Annotated in this window: 4 protein-coding genes; all 4 read left to right on the forward strand. The window is 51.4% G+C overall.

Annotation, left to right across the window (positions count from 1 at the left end):
- The first annotated feature begins 290 nt into the window (after positions 1 to 290).
- The 4 genes from IGW03_RS37235 to IGW03_RS37250 all read left to right on the forward strand — a co-directional run bounded on the left by IGW03_RS37235 (position 291) and on the right by IGW03_RS37250 (position 3,431).
- On the forward strand, positions 291 to 689 hold the full coding sequence (locus tag IGW03_RS37235) for an antitoxin Xre/MbcA/ParS toxin-binding domain-containing protein (RefSeq protein WP_194727416.1): 399 nt from the start codon (positions 291 to 293) through the stop codon (positions 687 to 689).
- Complete coding sequence (locus IGW03_RS37240) at positions 686 to 1,198, forward strand: RES family NAD+ phosphorylase (RefSeq protein WP_194727417.1); 513 nt, start codon at positions 686 to 688, stop codon at positions 1,196 to 1,198. Before IGW03_RS37235 ends, IGW03_RS37240 begins: the two co-directional genes overlap by 4 nt.
- 102 nt (positions 1,199 to 1,300) lie before the next feature.
- Complete coding sequence (locus tag IGW03_RS37245) at positions 1,301 to 1,687, forward strand: hypothetical protein (RefSeq protein WP_194727418.1); 387 nt, start codon at positions 1,301 to 1,303, stop codon at positions 1,685 to 1,687.
- 613 nt (positions 1,688 to 2,300) lie between these two features.
- Positions 2,301 to 3,431, forward strand: a complete 1,131-nt coding sequence (locus IGW03_RS37250; RefSeq protein WP_194727419.1) for a hypothetical protein — start codon at positions 2,301 to 2,303, stop codon at positions 3,429 to 3,431.
- Positions 3,432 to 3,520: the final 89 nt, after the last annotated feature.

Here is a 3,520-nt window from a genome sequence, read left to right on the forward strand (position 1 = left end):
AGTTGGATAAGCATTCCTGCGTCCTGGAAATTAAGCAACGCCGGAACATACCATTTACGCATTCAATGTTGCAGTAGCTAGATGAAGAGCCTCCCTAAAAACGCAACACTCCTAATACTACCAGTCCGCGACATAATGTTAGTTATGTAAAATTTAAGAAAGAGCCATCTATACATCGTAAGTAACCACTTCAAATTCCGACGCATAGCATTAGATTCCAAGCAGCGCCCTTGAAATGCGGCGAAAATGGTGCAAATATAGTGCATAGTGATTGCACTTTTGGAGGCATTATGGCTACGCTTGAAGCACCATTGTTTGAAAGAAACTTCGACGGACTGATGGAATTCTTGCATGACGAGAAGGACGTGCCGACTGCCATCTCTCCGAAACGCTATGCTAATGTGATGAAGCTTGATCTCAATACCTTAGCCGATCAAGCTCACGTGCACCGAAATACGATCAACCGCGCACCAGCGACTGAAAACATCCAGCGCTATATGCGTGAAACCATACGTGTGCTGCGTGCCGCTACGGATCTGTCGGGCAGCGTAGAACGAGCAATCTACTGGTTCAAAAATAACCCAATCCCAACTTTTCGGTACAAAACAGCACAAGAATTAGTATCGGAGGGAAAAACTGACGCCCTTCTGCGTTATATCGATTCGCTGCAAGGAGGCGCCGCAGGATGATCTTGTCCTCTCTTAGCACGGTTGCCTACCGTGCTCACACGCCAAGGTGGGCACATGCGCCAACCAGGGGTGCTGGTGCAGCCGCATATGGAGGACGTGCAAACCGGATCGGTGTCCCGGCTCTCTATTTGGCGCTTGATGAGCACACTGCACTTGCTGAGTATAAGCAGCAGTCGGAATTGATGCCCCCGGCGACACTTGTGTCATACACGATTGAAATTAATCCTGTCGTTGACTTTAGAGGCGGTGTCGGCACAAGGTTCGACGGCATCTGGGAAGACTTCTTTTGCGACTGGCGAAATCTATGGTTCGATGAAGGAGTTGAGCCACCAAACTGGATCATTGGTGACCTCGTAATTGAAGCGAAAGCCAAAGGCATCCTTTTCAACTCGGCCCTCACTGGCAAGCCGAACTTGGTTATCTACACTGAGACGCTTGAAGAGAATGACAGGGTCGCAGTGTACGATCCTCGCGGGGATCTTCCAACCAACGCAAATTCGTGGGGCTGACGCCAGCTTTCAAGCAAGCGAGCAACTAGGACAACGCGTGTATCGATTCAATTGGGAATCTAAATTTATCAGTCGATACTTAAACACGTTGGAGTTAGGTTTATGTCAAATAGGAAATGTCTTTTCGAGTTGCTGGGCATGATCGAGGGCGAATTACTAGGTACAGAGCAAATCGGCTTCCGCAAGTGGTTTCGGCACAGCGGCATGCATGTCTACCTGCGAATTGAGGCCAAGAGAATTCGCGGCAAGGCTTATCGCTCGCTGACCCTCTCGAACGTCGAATTCGATGACGTAGCGCGCGGGCTTGGCCTATTCTCTGCGCTGCTGGTCGGCTTGGAATGGACCGCGTTCAAGCGCAGCTGGATATTTACCGTAGCCGATATTTCGAGCCGTCGCGTACTGGCCGAAGCCATAGCGCGCGGCTATGTACATATTGGCGATCACAGCGACCACTTGAATTACGCGTTACTTTTTGATGGACAATCATAATTGACAACGGATACGCCGCCGAGAAGAATTCTGCCTTAGTTCATCAAGTTGTACTTCTGAGTTGAACCAGCGAACATTCGCGTCATGTCTTTTGCTAGTCGTTGAACACGCTAAGCTGGCCTCACTTCGAACATCTTCAAAACCACGGCATGCGAGGCTGGAACACCCGTGCATTGGCGACAAGGCTAGAATATTGTGATGTCTGCCAAACTTCCCATTTTTCCTGGCCCACGCACGGCTCGTGGCGCCGTACTTGCCGTCCTGCTTTCCAACGCCGACCAGACTGGTGCCGAGCCGTTGCGCGCACGAGTGACGCTTGCAGCAATCATCAGAAATTCGTTGTTGCAAATTAGTAGGTAATATTGGAAGTAAGCCCAACTTATTCTAAAAACCCTAACCACCGAAGTGGATCGCTCTGAACGGAACGGCCGGTGCAGCGGTGGGCTGGACTAATTGTGTGCCGAGGAGTTTGCCTCTTACTCAAGTGCCTTTGAAAGCGTCCCAGGACCGCGACGCAAGCCTGTCTTTTTGTGGATGGTTATTCTCAAGTTACTTCGGAACGGTCCGTTACCTATGCATGACCCAAATATCCAACGTGTCTAGCCTGCAGACGATGCAGCGCTATACAGACTTTGCAGCGGTTCGCACACTGCCTCCCAGTACTGAAAAGGCGGTTCCTTCCACCATCATTAGCTTAAGCTCAAAGGGATTAGAAGCTGCAGCACAAGCCGAATCCGACGCAGCGCTCCGGCAGATATCCACTTCATCCCGTTTTCGCAACGCGGGAATTAACACGCTTGAGAAATTCGGAACCGGCGCCCTCGACTCGACAAGCCAGGTAGCTTTACCCGGACATCTTGACAACGAGTTCACACTGAGTATTACCCTCGGTGGAGGAAAGGCAGTCAGCTTGACGATTGCCAATGCCGGCGAGGATATGTTTATTCAGGTTGGCAGCGCTGCTGAACTGAGTCCTGATGAACGAAGCGCCATCGCAAACCTCGGGCAGGCATTTCAGTCCGCCATTGATGGGCTTACGCAGAATGTACCTCAAGTTCGACTGGCTGAACTCACCCGCCTCGACACAGCATTCATACAGTCGATTGACCTGCACGCCAAAACGACTCTCGAAACAGTGCCGCCGGCGACGCAGTCCCTGGATTTCCATATCGACTCCAGGCAGCGCCGGGTAAGCGTTGAAGGTCCATCCGGCAAAATCGACGTTGGCGTTGATACGTCCAGGCTACAAGGCTTGGGCACGAACCAGCAGCAAGCCAAGGCAATCGACAACTACCTGAAAACCTTCGATCAAGCCGCCACGCGAGGCCACGGCGACCGGCAACTCATGACAATGTTCAAGGATGCCTTCGTCGACATGAGCCTTGTAGCTAGAACAGATGATTCAATTGACTCCGGCACGAGAGTGATTGTGCCGTGGAAGCCATCAAGAGAAGATAAAGCCGTGCTGACAGGACTGCCAGATTTCAGCACAAGCGTGACTCAAGCCGCTCGATGGAGCAACCCCCTGCGGCAGGATGAGGTCGATGGCTTCAAGTACGAGGCGTCGCAGGATACGCATCTTGCGGGAGAATCATTTGCAAACCGTTCAATCACGCAGAGTCAGCGGTCAAGCCTGTCTGCGCAGTTCCATTCGGAACCGGACAACAGTCGCAAGTTGAAGCTCAATATTGCGCCCGGGGAACTGATGACCGTGCCTCGATTTCACGTACAGCAGGAAATTTGATAATTTCTTGTTTGTACGGAGGATGCGATGGAAGAGAAGTCAGTACCGAAACGACAGTACACAGAAGAGTTCAAGACCGAAGCGGCACG

The sequence above is a fragment of the Noviherbaspirillum malthae genome, from assembly GCF_015352985.1.
Classification (GTDB): Bacteria; Pseudomonadota; Gammaproteobacteria; order Burkholderiales; family Burkholderiaceae_D; genus Noviherbaspirillum; species Noviherbaspirillum malthae.

Coding starts and splice junctions, on each gene's coding strand:
- IGW03_RS37240 (WP_194727417.1), top strand. CDS start 686: ATGATCTTGTCCTCTCTTAGCACGGTTGCCTACCGTGCTCACACGCCA.
- IGW03_RS37235 (WP_194727416.1), top strand. CDS start 291: ATGGCTACGCTTGAAGCACCATTGTTTGAAAGAAACTTCGACGGACTG.
- IGW03_RS37245 (WP_194727418.1), top strand. CDS start 1,301: ATGTCAAATAGGAAATGTCTTTTCGAGTTGCTGGGCATGATCGAGGGC.
- IGW03_RS37250 (WP_194727419.1), top strand. CDS start 2,301: ATGCAGCGCTATACAGACTTTGCAGCGGTTCGCACACTGCCTCCCAGT.